Source organism: Bradyrhizobium yuanmingense (assembly GCF_025200905.1).
GTDB lineage: Bacteria > Pseudomonadota > Alphaproteobacteria > Rhizobiales > Xanthobacteraceae > Bradyrhizobium > Bradyrhizobium yuanmingense.
The window spans coordinates 4,609,895-4,627,326 of sequence record NZ_CP104173.1 but is presented as its reverse complement, the minus strand read 5'-3'; the positions used below and the strand labels follow the sequence as shown (position 1 = coordinate 4,627,326).

Below are 17,432 nucleotides of genomic sequence, written 5' to 3'. Positions count from 1 at the left end.
GCCTGGATTGCTTCGCTGCGCTCGCAATGACGATTATTGAGATGGCGTGGGGACTTAACTCGCGGGACGCCCGCAGCCCGGCAGCAGCAGGCGCCTCTTGACGCCTACTGTGCATGGGGTTGTTTTCGCGCTTTTTTGTTCAGCCCCGCCCGACGAACGGCATCTTGGTCGCCATCACCGTCATGGTCAGCACGTTGGCATCGAGCGGCAGGCTGGCCATGTAGGCCACGGCATCGCCGACTGCTTTCGCGTCCATGCGCGGCTCGTGCTTGGTGGTGCCGTCGGGCTGCAGCACGCCGGGGCCGTTGACCATGCGGTCGGTCATCGGGGTTGCGGCATTGCCGATGTCGACCTGGCCGACGGCGATGTCGTACATGCGGCCGTCGAGATTGCTGGCCTTGGTGAGGCCGGTGATGGCGTGCTTGGTCGAGGTGTAGGCCGCCGAGAATGGCCGCGGCGCGTGCGCCGAGATCGAGCCGTTGTTGATGATGCGGCCGCCGCGCGGGGTCTGATCCTTCATGATGCGGAAGGCGTGCTGGGTGCACAGGAACGGGCCGGTGAGGTTGGTGTTCACCACGGCCTGCCATTGCTCGAGGCTGAGATCCTCGAATTTGACGGCCGGCGCGCCCATGCCGGCATTGTTGAAGAGCACGTCGAGCCGGCCGTAGGTCGCCTTCACCTTGTCGAACAGCGCGGCGATGGAGTCCGGCTTGGTCATGTCGGCGGTGACGCAGAGGCTTTTTCCCGCGGGACCGAGCTTTGCCGTCTCCTCGAGCATGTCGAGCCGGCGGCCTGTGAGCACCACGGTGAAGCCGGTGTTCATCAGCGCCAGCGACGCCGCGCGCCCGACGCCGGTGCCGGCGCCCGTCACCAATGCGATCTTTTTCGCTTCACTCATCGTTTCCTGCCTTTTCTCTTCTGCTGTCAGGTTTTGGGTTCTTTGTCGTTCTTGTAGGGCGGGCGCGGAATGTTCTGATGCGCCGCGCGCAAGGCCGCCGACCAGCGCGAGCGCAGGTCGTGGAAATAGGGCTCGCCTGCCTCGATGCGGTGGTTGAGATCGGCCTCGCAGGCATCGTTGCGCACCACCAGCACGTCGATCGGCAGGCCGACGCCGAGATTCGAGCGCATCGTCGAATCCATCGAGATCAGGCCCGTCTTCAGCGCCTCGTAGAGCTCGACGTCGTAATGCATGGCACGGTCGAGCACCGGCTTGCCGTATTTGTGCTCGCCGATCTGCAGGTAGGGCGTGTCGGTGGTGCACTCGATGAAATTGCCGGCGGTGTAGACCATGAACAGGCGCATCCGCGCGCCCTTGATCTGGCCGCCGAACAGAAAGGAGACGTCGAAGGACACGTCCTCGGATTTCAGCGCCGGCCCTTCGGTGGCATGCACCGCCCGGATCGCCCGGCCGATGCGCTGGGCGGCCTGGAACATGGTCGGCGCGTTCATCAGCGTCTCGATCTCGCCCGTATTGGGATCTTCGAGGCCCTCGGTCAGCGTCGACAGCACCGACTGGCTGATGGCGAGGTTGCCGGCACTGGCGATCGCCATGATGCGCTCGCCGGGCTTGGAGAAGATGTGCAGCTTGCGGAAGGTTGAGACATTGTCGAGGCCGGCATTGGTGCGGGTATCGGCGATCATCACCAGACCGTCCCGAACCAGGATTCCGCAGCAATAGGTCATTTCCAGTCCCCGAACGCGTTTGCGCGGAATTACTAGCCAATTTCAAGGGCCACTCCAACCCCCGATTAAGCCCGTCATTCCGGGGCGCGACGAAGTCGCGAGCCCGGAATCCATTCCTCCACCAACTCTGCGACCAGATGGATTCCGGGTTCGCGCTACGCGCGCCCCGGAATGACGGTGCGAGACGGCAAGCTAGTCAGCTGCGTCGACCAGAAACGCCTCATCAACCGGCACGCCGAGCGCCGTCACCAGCCGGTTGGTCTCCGCGGCCATGCCGATGATGGCGAGCAGCTCGCCATATTCGGCCTCACTCATGCCCTTGGCCCGTGCCGCGGCCGTGTGGGAGTGGATGCAATAGCTGCAGCCATGCGCGATCGACACCGCGACGTAGAGCATTTCCTTGACCTTGGGATCGAGCGCGCCGGGAGCCATCACCTCCTTGATGCTCTCCCAGGTCCGCCGCAGCGTCTTCGGATCATGCGCCAGCGCGCGCCAGAAATTGTTGACGAAGTCCGATTTCCGCACCCTGCGGATGTCGTCGAAAACGGCGCGCGCTTCAGTCGAGAGTTCATCGTCTGAAAGCATTTTCACTGTCGCCATGGCTACCTCGCGGGTCTGATTTGACGCCGCAAATGTAGCACGCCGAAATGTGTTCGGCTGGCGACTCCTAGCTCTGCCGCTGGGACTGCGATTGCGACTGCCCGCCGCGGCCGGCCTGTTCGACCTTCACCGCCACCGTCAGCGTTTCCGTGCCGCCGCCGTAGCGCGTGCCGCGCACCGGGGCCGCGCCGAGATAGTCGAGCCCGATCGCGAGGCGGACATGCGCGTCGGTGGCGCAGATGCTGTTGGCGGGATCGAAGCCGACCCAGCCGAGATCGGGCACGTAGGCCTCTGCCCAGGCATGGCCGGCGTCCTGGTGCACCGTGTCGTCCGCACGCAGGAAATGTCCGGAGACGAAGCGCGCCGGCACGCCGCCGGCGCGGGCGCAGGCGATGAAGATGTGCGCGTAATCCTGGCAGACCCCGCGCTTGAGCGTGAACGCCTCCGCTGCGGACGTGCCGCTGTTGGTCGGGTCCTCGTCGAACGTCATGTGATCGGCCACCTGCGTCATCAGCGTGTGCAGGAAGCCCAGCGTGTCGCTCTCGGCCTCGCTGCGCAACTGGCGCGCGACCGCCGTCATCGCCGGATTGACCGAGGTGAGGTCGGTGACGCGCAGGAACATGCCGGGGGGAAAACGCTCGTCGCTGCCGCGCAGCACGCCGCCGGTGTCGTGAGTCTCGATCAGCCCTTCGGCAATGATCTGGATGTCGCCGACCGGCCCGCAGGACAGCACGTGGGTGACGTTGCCGAACGCGTCCTCATGCATGTCGAGCTTGGTGTCGGTGGAGACGTCGATCTGCCATTCCGCGACGTATTGCCCGTCATGGCTGCCCGGCGTCATGCGCAGGATCTGGATCACGCTGGTGGCCGGCGGCTCGTAGCGATAGGTCGTGGTGTGCTGGATTCGCAGGCGCATGGTGGACCGTGTCGTTTGTTGTAAGGCGTGACTGCCGTCGCAAAGAAGCTCGTCATGCCCGGGCTTGTCCCGGGGCATCCACGTTCTTCCTCGTCGCGCAAAAGCAAGAACGTGGATGGCCGGGACATCTAGCGCGAAGACGCGCTTCGCGCTCTTGCCCGGCCATGACAATATCCCCTGTCGTCAGTCGAGCGACATTAGATCAAATACTGCTTCGTGATGATTTCGCCCAGCCTGGAATTGTCCGCGATGAATTCCTGAATGAATTCATGCACGCCATGCTGGAAAATGTCGTTCATGTTGCTGTGTTCCAGCCGGTTGCGGATGCCGCGGGCGTGGCGCTGGGCCGGGCCCTGGCGGCCATAGGCGACGCCGATCTGGTCGAGGTTGCGCACGAGGTTGCCGTAGCAGCTGGCGAGCGAGCGCGGCAGCGTGTCGTTGAGGATCAACAGGTCCGCGATCAGCCAGGGCTTCAGCGTCTCGCGATAGACCCAGTGATAAGCCGTCAGCGCCGAGACCGAGCGCAGGATCGAGCTCCACTGGTAGAAATCGAGGGGCCCACCGACATGCTCCTCCTCGGGCAGCAGCACGTGATACTTCACGTCGAGGATGCGCGCGGTGTTGTCCGCCCGCTCCAGGTGCACGCCCATGCGCGAGAACCAATAGGCGTCGTTGCGCAGCATGGTCCGATAGGCCGAGCCGTCGAAGCGCAGCGAGGTCTCCTGCACGAAGCGCAGGAATTTTGCGAGGTCCTCGCGTGTCGAGGTGCCCTTGCTCCACACAGCCTGAAGCTCGATCCAGGCCGAGTTGATGGTGTCCCACATCTCGCTGGTGAGCGCCGTGCGCACCGAGCGCGAGTTCAGCCGCGCCGCTTCGATGCAGTTTCGGATCGAGGACGGGTTGTTCTGGGAGAAGGAGAGATACTCGACGACGTTGTGCTCGTTGGCTTCCTCATAGGCCTGATAGAAGCTCGCGGCGACGCCAGCGGTGAGCAGCGCCGAATCCCATTCATTGGTCTTGCCGATATAGGCGGCGGGAAGCGCGGTGACGCGCAAGGTCGCATCGATGGTGCGCGCCAGATATTCGGCCCGTTCGACGTAGCGGGCGAGCCAGTAGAGGTTTTCGGCGGTACGCGACAGCATCTCTCTACTCGTCCAGAATCCAGGTGTCCTTGGTGCCGCCGCCCTGGCTCGAATTCACCACCAGGGAGCCTTCCTTGAGCGCGACGCGGGTGAGCCCGCCCGGCACGATGGTCGTGCTCTTGCTGCCCGTGAGCACGAAGGGGCGAAGATCGACGTGACGTGGAGCGAGGCCGGACGCCGTGCAGGTCGGGCAGGTCGAAAGCGCCAGCGTCGGCTGGGCGATGAAACCTTCCGGCTCGCGCTTGAGCTTGTCGCGGAACGCTTCGATCGTCGCCTTGGTCGCGGCGGGGCCGATCAGCATGCCGTAGCCGCCGGAGCCGTGCACTTCCTTGACGACGAGCTCGCTTAGATTGTCCAGCACATAAGCGAGGTCCTTTGGCTCGCGGCAGCGCCAGGTCGGCACGTTCTTCAGGATCGGCTCCTCGCCGAGATAGAATTTCACGATGTCGGGCATGTAGGAGTAGATCGCCTTGTCGTCGGCGATGCCGGTGCCGACGGCGTTGGCGAGCGTGATGTTACCGGCCGCGTAGGCCGACATCAGTCCGGGCACGCCGAGCACCGAATCGGGACGGAAGGTGAGGGGATCGAGGAAGTCGTCGTCGACGCGCCGATAGATCACGTCGACCCGCTTCAGCCCTTCCGTCGTCCGCATGAACACTTCGTTGTTCTTGACGACAAGGTCGCGGCCTTCGACCAGCTCGATGCCGAGCTTGTCGGCGAGGAAGGAGTGCTCGTAATAGGCCGAATTGTAGACGCCCGGGGTGAGCAGGGCGACCGTCGGCTCGCCGGAGGCGCTTTGCGGCGCGACCGAGCGGAGCGCTGCGAGCAGCTCGTCCGGATAGCGCTCGACCGGCGCCACCCGGTGGCGGGCGAACAGATCCGGAAACAGCCGCATCATGATCTCGCGGTTTTCCAGCATGTAGGACACGCCCGACGGCGTGCGGGCGTTGTCCTCCAGCACGATGAAGTCCTCGGCGTCGACCCGGACGATGTCGATGCCGGCGATGTGCACGTAGACGTCGTGCGGCACCTGCTGGCCGTTCATCTCGGGCCGGAACACCGGGTTCTGGAAGATCAGATCGTCGGGCACGATGTCGGCGCGGAGGATGTCGCGGCCGTGATAGATGTCGCGCAGGAACATGTTGAGCGCGCGCACGCGCTGCTTCAGGCCCTTCTCCAGCAGCGCCCATTCCTTGCCGGACATGATCCGCGGAATCACATCGAAGGGGATCAGGCGCTCGGTGGACTCGGAATCGCCGTAGACTGCGAAGGTGATGCCGATCCGGCGGAACAGGAGCTCGGCCTCCTGGCGGCGATATTCGAGCGCCTCGGGAGGCGTCTCCTTGAGCCAGCGCGCCAGCTCCTGATAGGCGGGGCGGAGGTCCCCGCCGGGAATGTTCATTTCGTCAAACGCGACTGCCATAGATCCCGACTTGTCTCCCCAGGCGTTGCGCCATGCGCCAGGTCGCGTCAGCCTTGATGAGACCGCAACGTCCTGTGGCCATGCGTCAACAGTGCATGACTTTCATGTGGTAGCAAGGGCCGGGCCAGCGCGATAAGCATGGAGAGGGGGCATTTGCCGGCGACGGCCGGCGGCGTGCCTGAAAAAATGGCTGAAGACTGCTTATTTCAGAAGCAAAACCGCGTGACTTCAACGCGTTACCTCGGCAAAGTCGGCGTCACAGGTGAGGGACTTAAGGCATGAGCGAGATCGTCACGGCGGGCATTCTGGTCATCGGAGACGAAATCCTGTCCGGCCGGACCAAGGACAAGAATATCGGCTTCATCGCCGAATACCTGACCAATATCGGCATCGACCTGAAGGAGGTCCGCATCGTCTCCGACGACGAGCCGGATATCATCGCTGCACTGGATGCATTGCGGCATCGCTACACCTACGTCTTCACCACGGGCGGCATCGGGCCGACCCATGACGATATCACCGCAGATGCCGTCGCCAAGGCGTTCGGCGTCGGGATCGACCATCATCCGGAAGTGGTCGCCCGCTTTCGCGAGCGCTGGAGCGAGCAGGACCTCAACGAGGCCCGACTACGCATGGCCCGCATTCCCGAGGGCGCCGAGCTGATCCAGAGCGCGACCATCCTCGCCCCCGGCTTCAAGATCGGCAACGTCATCGTCATGGCCGGCGTGCCCTCGATCATGCAAGCGATGATGGACATCGTCTCGCCCAAGCTGAAGTCGGGCGTGCGCATGCTGTCGGACTCCGTCCGTGCCAATGCGCGCGAGGGCGACATCGGCGGGCCGCTGCGGGCGATCGCTGCCGCCCATCCCGACACCATCATCGGCAGCTATCCCTTCATGGACGAGGAGCAGAAGCCCAACACCAATCTGGTGGTGCGCTCGCGCGATCCCGAGAAGCTCGCGGCGGCAATGGCCGCGGTGAAGGAAATGCTGGCGGGATTGAACGTCAACCGCTAGCAGGGAATTGCCGGACGAGATTGCAGGAGACAGGCGATGGCTGGTGAAGCACCGGAACTGAGTGCGCAGGAGCGGGCAGGCAAGGCCTTCCCCGTCTCGTGGGACCAGTTCCACCGGGATTGCCGGGCGCTGACCTGGCGGCTCAACGAGGTCGGTCCGTTCCATGCGGTGATTGCGATCACCCGCGGCGGCCTGGTGCCCGCCGCGATCGTGGCGCGCGAGTTAGGGGTGCGCGTCATCGATACGGTCTGCGTCGCCAGCTACGACCACAACAAGCAGGGCGAGCTCCAGGTGCTCAAGGGCATTTCCGAGGCGACAATGACGCTCGGCGGCGGCACCGGCAAGGGCCTGTTGATCGTCGATGACCTCGTCGATACCGGCAAGACCGGCAGGATGGTGCGCGAGATGCTGCCCGATGCGCATTTCGCCACCGTCTACGCCAAGCCGATGGGACGCCCGCTGGTCGACACTTTCATCACCGAAGTCTCGCAGGACACCTGGATCTTCTTCCCCTGGGACACAGCACTGTCCTACCACCCGCCGCTGCGCGACGGCGCGGCGTGACCAGAGCGAATGGCGAGTAGCGAATGGCGAGTAACACCGACCCCATTCGCCATTCGCCATTCGCCACTCGCCCCCTCCAGAACCGAGTCACGCCCACCGGCGACATCATCGCCACCCCACACCGCGGCCTGTTCACCGGCAATCGCGGCATCATCCACGATCCCGCGACGAAGACGCTGTTGAAGAAGCGCTGGTCGACGCCGGCCTGGATCACATGCCTGTGCGAATTCCGCGGCTGGCGGCGGCCGGTGATGGCGCGGCGGAGCTGGACCGAGCTGTTCTTCCTCGACGAAGCCACCGCCTTTGCTGCCGGACATCGCCCATGCTTCTTCTGCCGGCGTGACGATGCCAACCGGTTTCGCGCGGCATGGGAGAGGGGAAACGGCGCAAGCAAGGTGAGCGCAAAGTCGATGGACGCAAAGCTGCACCTGGAGCGTCTGGATCACGGCCGTAAGCGCCTGCACCCACTGCGAGGGCCGCTCGCAGACTTACCCGATGGCGTGATGGTGCAGCAGGGCGAGCAGAGCTATCTTGTGACGAAAGGCCGGCCGCTGCTTTGGTCGCCAGCCGGCTATGCCCGTACCGAGCACGAACTGTCGAGTGCGATGCTGCTGACGCCTCCATCCACATTACGGGCGTTCAGCGCCGGATATCGACCGGCGTTGCATCCGACCGCTCCGGACTAGCCGAGCGACCTGCGGATCACCGCCATCACCCCAGCCTCTCGCGCGCCAGCGCCGCGCCGGCGCCAAGCGCCACCAGCTTGGCTTCGGCGATCTCGCGCCGCATCGGCGCCATGCCGCAATTGGTGGTGGCGATGATGTTGCTCTTGGGCACGAATTGCGACACCGCCTCGATCACCTTCACGACGTCCTCGGCCGTCTCCACCGTGTCGCTGGCGACGTCGATGACACCGGCCTGCACGATCTTGTTCTTCAGCAGCGCGAGCAGGTCGAGCGGCACCTTGGAATTGCGGCACTCGATCGCGACCTGCTGGATCGGGCTTGCGTCGATGGCCGGAAAGATCTGCTCGTATTGCCGCCATTGGCTGCCGAGCGTCTCCTTCCAGTCCGTATTGGCCTTGATGCCGTAGCCATAGCAGATGTGCACGGCGGTGGCGCAGGTGAGGCCCTCCGCGGCGCGCTCCAGCGCCTTGATGCCCCAATCGTTGACCTCGTCCATGTAGACGTTGAAGGCGGGCTCGTCGAACTGCACGAGGTCGACGCCGTCGGCCTGCAAGGCCTTGGCTTCCTCGTTCAAGAGCTCGGCGAAGGCAAAGGCCATCTTGACCCTGTCGCCATAATAGCGGTCGGCAATGGTGTCGATGATCGTCATCGGGCCGGGCAGGGTGAATTTCAGCTGCTTCCTGGTGTGCGTGCGCGCGACGCGCGCCTCGAAGGCATGGACGCGGTCCTTCAGCCGCAGCGGCGCGACCACCTGCGGCACCATCGCCTTGTAGCGGTCTTTCCGGATGCCCATCTCGACCTTGTGGGCGAAATCGATGCCCTCGATCTTCTCCAGAAAGCCGTGCACGAAGTGCTGCCGGGCCTGTTCGCCTTCGGTGACGATGTCGATGCCGGCGTCCTCCTGGATCTTCAGCCAGATCAGCGTCGCATCGCGCTTGGCGCGGGCGAGCTCGTCGCCTTCGGACTTCCAGGGCGCCCAGAGCATGTTCGGCTCGGCGAGCCATTCCGGCTTCGGCAAGGAGCCGGCGATCGTGGTTGGAAACAGCATGGCGGCCCTCCCGGCGGGTTGTTGCGCCCCTTCCTGCCATGTCCTAACGTCGAGGTACAGAACAACAAAAGTCGTCATTGGCTGGCGGCAGCGATAGGGACGGCGCAAGGGAAGGCCCATGATCGACCTCTATTACGCGCCGACGCCGAACGGCTGGAAAATCTCGATCATGCTGGAGGAGCTCGGGCTTCCCTATCGGGTGATCCCCGTGAACATCCGCGCCGGCGAGCAGTTCAATCCTGAGTTCCTGGCGATCTCTCCGAACAACCGCATTCCCGCGATCGTTGATCACGCGCCCGCTGATGGCGGCGCGCCGTTCTCCGCGTTCGAGACCGGCGCGATCCTGATCTATCTCGCGGAGAAGACCGGCCGCTTCCTGCCCGCCGATTGGCGCGGCCGCTCCAGCACGATCCAGTGGGTGATGTGGCAGATGGCGGGCCTCGGGCCGATGCTCGGCCAGCACGGCCATTTCGCGCTCTATGCGGCCGAGAAGATCCCTTACGCGATCGAGCGCTATCGCGACGAGGCGGCGCGGCTCTACGGCGTGCTCGATCGCCAATTGGCCAGGACCGGCGCCCATGTCGCCGGTGACTATTCCATCGCCGACATCGCCTGCTTCCCCTGGACCATGACCCACAAGGCGCAGGGTTTTACGCTCGACGACTATCCCAATGTGAAACGCTGGTATGCCGAGGTCCGGGCAAGGCCGCAGGTGCAGGCGGGGCTTGCGATCGGAAAATTCGTGAAGGAGCCGTTCGACGAGGAATCACGCAAGATCATGTTCGGGCAACGGGCTAAGGAAGTGCTGGGAAGGAAGTGACGGCCACGCCGTCATTCCGGGGCGCGACGAAGTCGCGAGACCGGAATCCATCAGGCAGCGTAACGAGAGGCGAAATGGATTCCGGGCTCGCGCCCAAAGGCGGCGCGCCCCGGAATGACAGCAAAAAGGAACCCCCATGATCGAATTCTTCTTCGACTGTTCCAGCCCCTGGACCTATCTCGCCTTCCACAACATCCAACCGCTCGCCAAGGAGTTCGGGGCCGACATCACCTGGCGTCCGATCCTGGTCGGCGGCATCTTCAACACCGTCAATCCGAGCGTCTATGCCCAGCGCGAGAAGCCGGTGCCGCTGAAGGCGCGCTACATGAAGAAGGACCTCGCCGACTGGGCACGTTCGGCGGGTCTTGCCATCAAGATGCCACCGACGGTGTTCCCGGTGAACAGCGTCAAGGTGATGCGCGGCTGCCTCTGGCTCGGTCAGGACATGGTGCCGTTCGCGACATCAGTGTTCGAGGCCTATTGGGGCGAGGACAAGGACATCTCGCAGGACGCGGTGCTTGCGGAGATCTGCAGGAGGGTCGGCATCGACGAGCAGAAGTTCTTCGCCGGTATTGCCGAGCAGGGCATCAAGGACCAGCTCAAGGCCAATACCGAGGAGGTCATCGCGCGCGGCGGCTTCGGCTCGCCGACGATCTTCGTGAACAAGACCGACATGTATTTCGGCAATGACCGCCTGCCGCTGATCCGCGAAGCGCTTTTGCGCAGCAAGGCGAGCGCGGCCTGATGGTGCGCGCCGTCGTCTGCCGCGAACTCGGCGCGCCCGAGCGTTTGCTGTTGGAGGAGTTTCCGTCGCGCGCGCTGAGGCCGGGCGAGGTGCGCGTCGCCATCCGCGCCGCCGGGCTGAACTTCCCCGACGTGCTGATGGCCGCCGGCGAATACCAGCTCAAGCCGGAGCTGCCGTTCACGCCGGGCATGGAAGCGGCCGGCGACGTCACCGAGGTGGCATCGGAGGCAAGCGGCGTTGCCGTCGGCGACAAGGTCATCGTGAAGATGCGCTTTGGTGCCTTCACGGATGAAGCGGTGGTGATGCCGTCGCAGCTCACTCCCATGCCGTCCACCTTCGACTATGCGGAGGCTGCCACCTATCTCGCCGGCCACGGCACGGCCTATCACGCGCTGATCGATCGCGGCCGGGTCGCGCCGGGCGAGGTGCTGCTGGTCCACGGTGCCGGCGGCGGCGTCGGCCTTGCCGCCGTCGAGATCGGCAAGATGCTGGGCGCGACCGTGATCGCGACCGCCTCCAGCGACGAGAAGCTCGGAATCGCGAAATCGCGCGGCGCCGATCATCTCATCCGCTACGACCGCGAGCCGTTCCGCGATGCCGTCAAGCGCATCACCGACGGCCGCGGCGCCGACGTCGTGTTCGACCCCGTCGGTGGCGAGGTCTTTGAAGACTCGATGCGCTGCATCGCCTGGGGCGCGCGGCTCCTGGTGATCGGCTTCACCGGCGGCATCGGCTCGGCCAAGACCAATCTGTTGCTGATCAAGGGCGCCAGCGTGCTCGGCGTACGCGCCGGCGAAGCGGTGCGGAAGAATCCTGCGCTCGGCGAGGTCCGCCTGAAGGCGCTTTTGCAATGGGCGGAGGAGGGCAAGCTGCGCCCCAACGTCTCGCACCGCCTGCCGCTTAAGGACTATGCGAAGGCGATGCGGTTGTTGCTCGACCGCAAGGCGATCGGACGCGTCGCGCTACTGATGTGACGTCCGCGCGACGGTGTCGCGGCCGCCCGGCGCATAGCCGAGGCAGGTCCGCACGATCTGGCCGCAGACGGCGTCACGCGCATTTCCGATGTCGGTATTCCCGGCATATTGCACCTCGGTGACCTTGCCGCGAGCAAAGCGCAACTGCACGCGACAATAGCCCGACGGCGCCTGGCCTCCGATATTCAGGCCGGGCGGAAGCGTGAGCGTGGGCGGCGCGATGCCGCCGGGAGGGCTCGCCGCGTGCTCGTACATCCAGATCTCGCCCGAACCGTCCTTGGCGGTTCCGGCCGGCAGGCCGGCGCACATGCGGATCGCCGACTGGTCGAGACCGATCAAGCTGGCTCGTCCGCGCTGCGCCCACTCGGCGTCCTGCTCGGCACAGCCGGCAAGGACGAGTGGCGCGAGAGCCGCCATTCGCAGGCAAAGTTGCATCGGCATCGCTTCCCTGTGCGATGCGAACGATAGCGCAAGGTGGTTTTGCGATGCAGCAGGCCTGTCGACCGACTGTCCATGCGCACTTGGCATGGATCAAACAGCCGAGTTGCGCGTTAAGGCGCGCTACGCGCTCGTCACTTGTACTCGCGCTCCGTCCACCACGGGAAGTAATCCGGCATGTCGGTGGACACCTTGTTCTTGAAGTGCGCGGGACGCTTCTCCAGGAACGACACCACGCCTTCCTTGACGTCGTCCGAGCGGCCGCGGGCGTAGATGCCGCGGCTGTCGACCTTGTGGGCTTCCATTGGATCGTCGGCGCCCATCATGCGCCACATCATCTGGCGGATCAGCGCGACCGACACCGGCGCGGTCTTTGCCGCAAACTCCTTGGCGAGCGCTCGGGCGGTCGGCAGCAGATCATCGGGGGCCACGACCTTGCTGACGAGGCGGCCCGCAAGCGCTTCCTGCGCCGGGAAGACACGGCCCGAATAGCACCATTCCAGCGCCTGCGAGATGCCGACGATGCGCGGCAGGAACCAGCTCGAGGCCGCCTCGGGCACGATGCCGCGCTGGGAGAACACGAAGCCGAAGCGCGCGGCCTCTGAGGCGATGCGGATGTCCATCGCGAGCTGCATGGTGACGCCGATGCCGACGGCCGGGCCGTTCACCGCCGCGATCACGGGCTTGAGGCATTTGAAGATGCGCAACGTCACTTGGCCGCCGCCGTCACGCACCTGCGGGTCGCTATAGTCGACCTTGCCGTCGGCAAAACGCTTGACCGGCCCGCGCCGCGCGTCGCGATCGAACGTGTCGGCACCGGAGGAGAGATCGGCGCCCGCGCAAAAGCCGCGGCCGGCGCCGGTGACGATGATGGCGCGGACGTTATCATCCTTGTCGGCGGTGTCGAACGCGTCGATCAGTTCGGCTTGCATCTGCGCGTTGAAGGCGTTGAGCTTGTCGGGCCGGTTCAACGTGATGGTGAGGATCTGATCGGCGACCTCGTACTTGATGGTCTCATACGCCATGGTGGTTTCCTCTTCCTTGGTTCTTTGTCCGTCTGTCTAGCACGTCATTCCGGGGCGCGCGAAGCGCGAGCCCGGAATCCATTTCTCCACACTCCTTGCGGATGAATGGATTCCGGGCTTGCGCCAAGAGGGCGCAACCCGGAATGACGACGGTGCGTTATTGGGCCGGCGGCTTCGGCCAGGGCCGCTGCGGGCCGCGCAGACCTTCGAAGGCCTTGGCCATGCCGAGCACGCCGATGTCGTCGAAGCGGCGGCCGACGATCTGCACGCCGATGGGGAAACCCTTGGCGTCGAAGCCGCCGTTGAGGGAGATCGCCGGGTTCTCCGACATATTCCACGGCACGGTATAGGCGATGTGCTCGAACGGCTTCATGGGATCGTTGGTCGGCGACGCCCATTCCGCCGGAAAGTTCACGTTCGGCGCGGTCGGCGAGATCACATAGTCCAGCTCGCAAAAGAGCTTCGCCGCAGCCGCGCGGATCGCCATGGTCTGGTTGAAGCCGCGGATGACGTCGACGCCCGAGAGCTTGGCCCCGGACTCGCCCCACTTGAAGATATAGGGCAGCACCTTGGCCTGCTCGGCCTGCGTCAGCTTGGACAGATCGTCCCACATCCGCGCGCGCCAGAAATTGTCGAGACCGTCGAGCATCTCGCGCGTGAGGATGCCGTCGACCTCGGTGACGACGCTGCCTGCGGACTCGAATGCCTTCGCGGCCTTCACTGCGACCTCGCGCACCGGCTTCTCCAGCGCCAGGCCGCAGCCGGGATCGAGCATCAACCCGATGCGTAGTTTTCGCGGAGATTTCTCCAGCCCCTTCCAGTTCAGCAGCTCGGCCGGCAGGCTCATGCCGTCGCGGCGGTCGGGCTTTGCGATCGCGCTCATCATCAGCGCGCAATCGTCGACCGTGCGGGTCATCGGGCCTGCGACACGGCCGACATAAGTGGGGTCGATCGGCACGCGGCCAAAACTCGGCTTCAGGCCGACGAGGCCGCACCAGCCGGCGGGCAGGCGAACCGAGCCGCCGATATCGGTGCCGAGATGCAAGGGCCCGTAGCCGGCCGCGGCGGCGGCGCCTGCGCCGGCGCTGGAGCCGCCCGGGTTCTTGCTGAGATCCCACGGGTTGCGCGCGAGCGCATGGAACGAGGAGAGCCCGGAGGACAGCATGCCGTAATCGGGCATGGTGGTCTTGGCGAAGATGATGCTGCCGGCCTCACGCAGCCGCGCAGCGGGCGGCGCGTCCTTCTCGGCCGGCACGAGCTTGACGCTGGCTGCCCCCAGCGGCACCGGCACGCCCTTGGTCGCGATGTTGTCCTTCACCGTCACGGGCACGCCGTCGAGCGGCCCGGAGGGCTCGCCGCCGGTCCAGCGCGCGGTCGAGGCCTTTGCGGCCTCGCGCGCGCCATCGGGGTCGAACGCATAGAGCGCCTTCAGATGCGGTTCCCACGCCGCGACATGCGCGAGCACGTCCTCCAGCACCTCGCTCGGCGAGAACTGCTTGGCACGATAACCCGCGATCAGGTCGACCGCGGACAGATCGTGCAGCGAGGTGACCGCTTCCTCGACGCTCTTTTTATGCATTGCCACCCACCGGCATGCGCGTCTCGACGATGCGGGCGAACATGCTGGCACCGATCGGCAGGATCTTGTCGTCGAGCACGAAGCCGGGATTGTGCACGGGCACCGAGCCGTCATGGCCGACCCAGAAGTAAGCGCCGGGAATCGTCTCCAGCATGTCGGCGAAATCCTCGCTGCCCATCTTCGGCTGGATGCGGGTGATCACGTTGGCGGGATCGACGATGGTGCGCGCGACCTCCTCGACCACCTTGGACTGCTCGACCTGGTTGACCAGAACGCCGAACGTGTCGCGGATGTCGGCTTCGATCGTGCACTGATAGGCGGCGGCGATGCCGGCGCAGATGGTGCGGATGCGCTCGGCGATCAGGGCGCGGACTTCGTTCGAGAAGGTGCGGATGGTGCCGCACAGATGCGCATCGCCCGGAATGACGTTGTAAGCCGAGCCGGCATGGATCTGGGTGATCGAGATCACCGCGGCTTGCAGCGGGTCGACGTTGCGGCTGACGATGGTCTGGATCGCCTGCGCCAGTGTGGTCGCAATGACAACCGCGTCCTTGGAGCGCTCGGGCATCGCGCCATGCGCGCCGTAGCCGGTGATGCGCAGGTCGAAGAAGTCGGCACTGGCCATGGCCGGGCCCGGCAGGATCGCGATCTCGCCATGGTTGAGGTCGGGCGCGTTGTGCAGGCCGTAGAGCTCGTCGCAGGGAAATTTCTCGAACAGCCCGTCCTTGATCATGGCGCGGGCGCCGCCGAGACCTTCCTCGGCCGGCTGGAAGATCAGATGCACGGTGCCGTCGAAATTCCGAGTCTCGGCGAGATAGCGCGCGGTGCCGAGCAGCATGGTGGTGTGGCCGTCATGGCCGCAGCCGTGGAAGCGGCCGGGGATCTTCGAGCTCCACTTCAGATTGGTGTTCTCTTCCATCGGCAGCGCGTCCATGTCGGCGCGCAGCCCGATGCGCTTGCTGCCGGTGCCCTTGCCCTTGATGACGCCGATCACGCCGGTGCCGCCGAGGCCGCGATGCACCTCGATGCCCCAGCTCTTCAGCTTGTCGGCGACGATGCCGGAGGTGCGCACTTCCTCGAAGCCGATCTCGGGATGGGCGTGGAGGTCGCGCCTGATTGCGGTGAGCTCGTCGGCGTAGCCGTCGATGCGATCGATCGTGGGCATGTGGTCCTGTCCGGTTAGCGTGAGGGAGGCGTGAATACGGGGCCGTTCGGCTTGATGCGGATGCCCGGGCGCAGGCGCGTCCAGGGTAGCGAAGCGGTGTCGGCCGGCATCGCACCGGGCGCGGCACAGATCATCAGCTTCTCGGCGATCGGCTCGAAATCGGCGCGGAAATGCACCGAGCTCTTGTTGACCAGGATTTTCTGTTCGGTCGGCTCGATGCCGACATAGCGGTACATCGCCTGGTCGGCGAGCTGGGCCTTGTGCGAAGAGACGACGATGCGGACATCGCCGATGCGCAAGGCTGCGGACGGGCCCATCTCCATCTCGCGGCCGCCGTAATAGGGACCGGGCGCGATGAAGCGGCCGTCCGAGAGCTGCTCGACCACGAAGGTCTCGCGATAGGGCTCGTCGCCGGGGATGCCGGACTTGCCGCCGAGCGACAGCGTCACGGTGGCGCCGACGCCGGCTGCGTGCGCGGCCTTGGCCGATTCCGGATCGTAGATCGCGCCGGTTGCGGCACTCGCCTTGTTGCGCACCAGCGCGCGCAGCATGCCCGTGGTGTCGGAATCGCCGCCGGCGCCCGGATTGTCCTGGGTGTCGGCGATGATGATCGGCTTGCGCGCGCCCTTGGCAAGTTCCATGGCGTGGCGCACGCCGTCGTCGGGCGTCCAGATCTTGCCGTCGAAATCGTTCTCGTGGCTTTCGATCAGCTTCAGAAGCGCGTCGGCCGCACGATCGGCGTCGTGTTGCGTCTTGCCGTAGGCGAACACGCTGGGGCCGCAGTCGCGGAAATCGGCGGCGGGAAAGCCGGGCGCGAAAGAGAGGGTGGGAACGGCATCGCTCTCCAGCGCGGCGAGTCTTTCGTAGATGCCTTTGGTGGGCTGGTCGTTGGTGCATTGCCAGCTGATCGGGATCAGGAATGGCAATTGCCGGAAGGCCTTTGCGAAGCGCTGCTTCGTCTGCAGCAGCAGCGCGAGATGGCGCGCGCAGGCGCGGCCGGTCTCGGCCATGTCGACATGCGGATAGGTGCGGTAGGCGATCAGCGCGTCGGCATGCTCCATCATCTCGGGCGTGACGTTGGCGTGGAGATCGAGGCTGGTGACCAGCGGAACATCCTTACCGATGACGCGGCGCACGCGCGCCAAGATCTCGCCTTCGCCGTCGTCGAGATGCTCGGTCACCATCGCGCCGTGCAGGTCGAGATAGACGGCGTCGATCGGGCCGGCGGCGGCGATGCCGTCGACCATGACCTTCACGATGCGCTCGAATGCGTCTTCGGTGACATGCGCCGACGGGCTCGCGCCGCAGGCGATGGTCGGAATGAGTTCCCAGCGGTTCGCCTCGGCGCTGTCGACGAAACCGGCGAGCCCGACATTGATGCGGCGCATCACCTTCAACACGTCGGCACCTTCAGTCATCGCCGGCCAGCCGCCGCCATGCTGGAAGTCGGCGAATGTCGCCTTCGTCGGAGCGAAGGTGTTGGTCTCGTGCAGGAAGCCGCCGACGGCAATACGTGTCATTCAGTTCAGGTCCAGCGTTGAAAAGTGCGCGACGTTAGCCTTGGCTCTGAGGAGAGGGCAAGGTGAGAGGCCATCGTGCCACGCATAG

The 17,432-nt window shown here is 65.2% G+C and carries 18 protein-coding genes; 6 read left to right on the top strand and 12 right to left on the bottom strand.

The annotated features are described in order from the left end of the window. Positions 1-139: 139 nt before the first annotated feature. The 6 genes from N2605_RS21840 to N2605_RS21815 all read right to left on the bottom strand — a co-directional run bounded on the left by N2605_RS21840 (position 140) and on the right by N2605_RS21815 (position 5,764). Positions 140-898 carry an SDR family oxidoreductase gene (locus N2605_RS21840; RefSeq protein WP_260343087.1) on the bottom strand — a complete coding sequence of 253 codons (759 nt, stop codon included), beginning with the start codon at positions 896-898 and terminating at the stop codon, positions 140-142. Positions 899-924: 26 nt separating this feature from the next. Beyond that, positions 925-1,683: a proteasome-type protease gene (locus N2605_RS21835; protein WP_036015360.1), complete on the bottom strand. Its 759-nt coding sequence runs from the start codon at positions 1,681-1,683 to the stop codon at positions 925-927. A gap of 192 nt (positions 1,684-1,875) precedes the next feature. Beyond that, positions 1,876-2,283, bottom strand: coding sequence for a carboxymuconolactone decarboxylase family protein (locus tag N2605_RS21830; RefSeq protein ID WP_260343084.1), 408 nt, complete (start codon positions 2,281-2,283; stop codon positions 1,876-1,878). A 67-nt stretch (positions 2,284-2,350) separates the two neighbouring features. Beyond that, on the bottom strand, positions 2,351-3,199 hold the full coding sequence (locus N2605_RS21825; RefSeq protein WP_036029799.1) for a transglutaminase family protein: 849 nt from the start codon (positions 3,197-3,199) through the stop codon (positions 2,351-2,353). A gap of 197 nt (positions 3,200-3,396) precedes the next feature. Beyond that, positions 3,397-4,341: an alpha-E domain-containing protein gene (locus N2605_RS21820; RefSeq protein ID WP_036015356.1), complete on the bottom strand. Its 945-nt coding sequence runs from the start codon at positions 4,339-4,341 to the stop codon at positions 3,397-3,399. Positions 4,342-4,345: 4 nt separating this feature from the next. Next, positions 4,346-5,764 carry a circularly permuted type 2 ATP-grasp protein gene (locus tag N2605_RS21815; RefSeq protein WP_260343080.1) on the bottom strand — a complete coding sequence of 473 codons (1,419 nt, stop codon included), beginning with the start codon at positions 5,762-5,764 and terminating at the stop codon, positions 4,346-4,348. A 278-nt stretch (positions 5,765-6,042) separates the two neighbouring features. On the opposite strand from N2605_RS21815, the gene N2605_RS21810 reads away from it, so the two are divergent. The 3 genes from N2605_RS21810 to N2605_RS21800 are packed head-to-tail and all read left to right on the top strand — an operon-like array spanning position 6,043 to position 8,030. Beyond that, positions 6,043-6,780: a competence/damage-inducible protein A gene (locus N2605_RS21810; protein WP_225139801.1), complete on the top strand. Its 738-nt coding sequence runs from the start codon at positions 6,043-6,045 to the stop codon at positions 6,778-6,780. A gap of 36 nt (positions 6,781-6,816) precedes the next feature. Next, positions 6,817-7,344, top strand: coding sequence for a xanthine phosphoribosyltransferase (gene gpt / locus N2605_RS21805; RefSeq protein ID WP_036015348.1), 528 nt, complete (start codon positions 6,817-6,819; stop codon positions 7,342-7,344). Positions 7,345-7,367: 23 nt separating this feature from the next. Further along, positions 7,368-8,030 (top strand): hypothetical protein, encoded by a 663-nt coding sequence (locus N2605_RS21800; protein WP_225132682.1) that lies wholly within the window; start codon positions 7,368-7,370, stop codon positions 8,028-8,030. Between the two features lie 25 nt (positions 8,031-8,055). Here the strand turns inward: N2605_RS21800 and N2605_RS21795 are convergent, their stop codons facing one another. Further along, a complete protein-coding gene (locus tag N2605_RS21795; RefSeq protein WP_225139802.1) occupies positions 8,056-9,078 on the bottom strand; it encodes a methionine synthase in 1,023 nt (340 codons plus the stop codon). Between the two features lie 118 nt (positions 9,079-9,196). On the opposite strand from N2605_RS21795, the gene N2605_RS21790 reads away from it, so the two are divergent. The 3 genes from N2605_RS21790 to N2605_RS21780 all read left to right on the top strand — a co-directional run bounded on the left by N2605_RS21790 (position 9,197) and on the right by N2605_RS21780 (position 11,617). Continuing rightward, positions 9,197-9,898 carry a glutathione S-transferase N-terminal domain-containing protein gene (locus N2605_RS21790; protein WP_260343071.1) on the top strand — a complete coding sequence of 234 codons (702 nt, stop codon included), beginning with the start codon at positions 9,197-9,199 and terminating at the stop codon, positions 9,896-9,898. 136 nt (positions 9,899-10,034) lie between these two features. Continuing rightward, positions 10,035-10,643 carry a 2-hydroxychromene-2-carboxylate isomerase gene (locus N2605_RS21785; protein WP_260343069.1) on the top strand — a complete coding sequence of 203 codons (609 nt, stop codon included), beginning with the start codon at positions 10,035-10,037 and terminating at the stop codon, positions 10,641-10,643. Continuing rightward, positions 10,643-11,617, top strand: a complete 975-nt coding sequence (locus tag N2605_RS21780) for an NADPH:quinone oxidoreductase family protein (RefSeq protein WP_225157088.1) — start codon at positions 10,643-10,645, stop codon at positions 11,615-11,617. Before N2605_RS21785 ends, N2605_RS21780 begins: the two co-directional genes overlap by 1 nt. Here N2605_RS21780 and N2605_RS21775 read toward each other — a convergent pair. The 5 genes from N2605_RS21775 to N2605_RS21755 all read right to left on the bottom strand — a co-directional run bounded on the left by N2605_RS21775 (position 11,606) and on the right by N2605_RS21755 (position 17,344). After that, positions 11,606-12,052, bottom strand: coding sequence for a hypothetical protein (locus N2605_RS21775; protein ID WP_225114408.1), 447 nt, complete (start codon positions 12,050-12,052; stop codon positions 11,606-11,608). The genes N2605_RS21780 and N2605_RS21775 overlap by 12 nt on opposite strands. A gap of 137 nt (positions 12,053-12,189) precedes the next feature. Beyond that, entirely contained in the window at positions 12,190-13,080 is an 891-nt protein-coding gene (locus N2605_RS21770; protein WP_036045899.1) for a crotonase/enoyl-CoA hydratase family protein, read from the bottom strand. A 157-nt stretch (positions 13,081-13,237) separates the two neighbouring features. Then, positions 13,238-14,659 (bottom strand): amidase, encoded by a 1,422-nt coding sequence (locus N2605_RS21765; RefSeq protein ID WP_260343060.1) that lies wholly within the window; start codon positions 14,657-14,659, stop codon positions 13,238-13,240. Then, the gene (locus N2605_RS21760) at positions 14,652-15,824 is read right to left on the bottom strand and encodes a M20 aminoacylase family protein (RefSeq protein WP_036015333.1); all 1,173 of its coding nucleotides are present in this window, start codon (positions 15,822-15,824) and stop codon (positions 14,652-14,654) included. The genes N2605_RS21765 and N2605_RS21760 overlap by 8 nt, the downstream gene beginning before the upstream one ends. Before the next feature lie 14 nt (positions 15,825-15,838). Beyond that, positions 15,839-17,344, bottom strand: coding sequence for a M81 family metallopeptidase (locus N2605_RS21755; protein WP_036045893.1), 1,506 nt, complete (start codon positions 17,342-17,344; stop codon positions 15,839-15,841). Positions 17,345-17,432 lie beyond the last annotated feature (88 nt).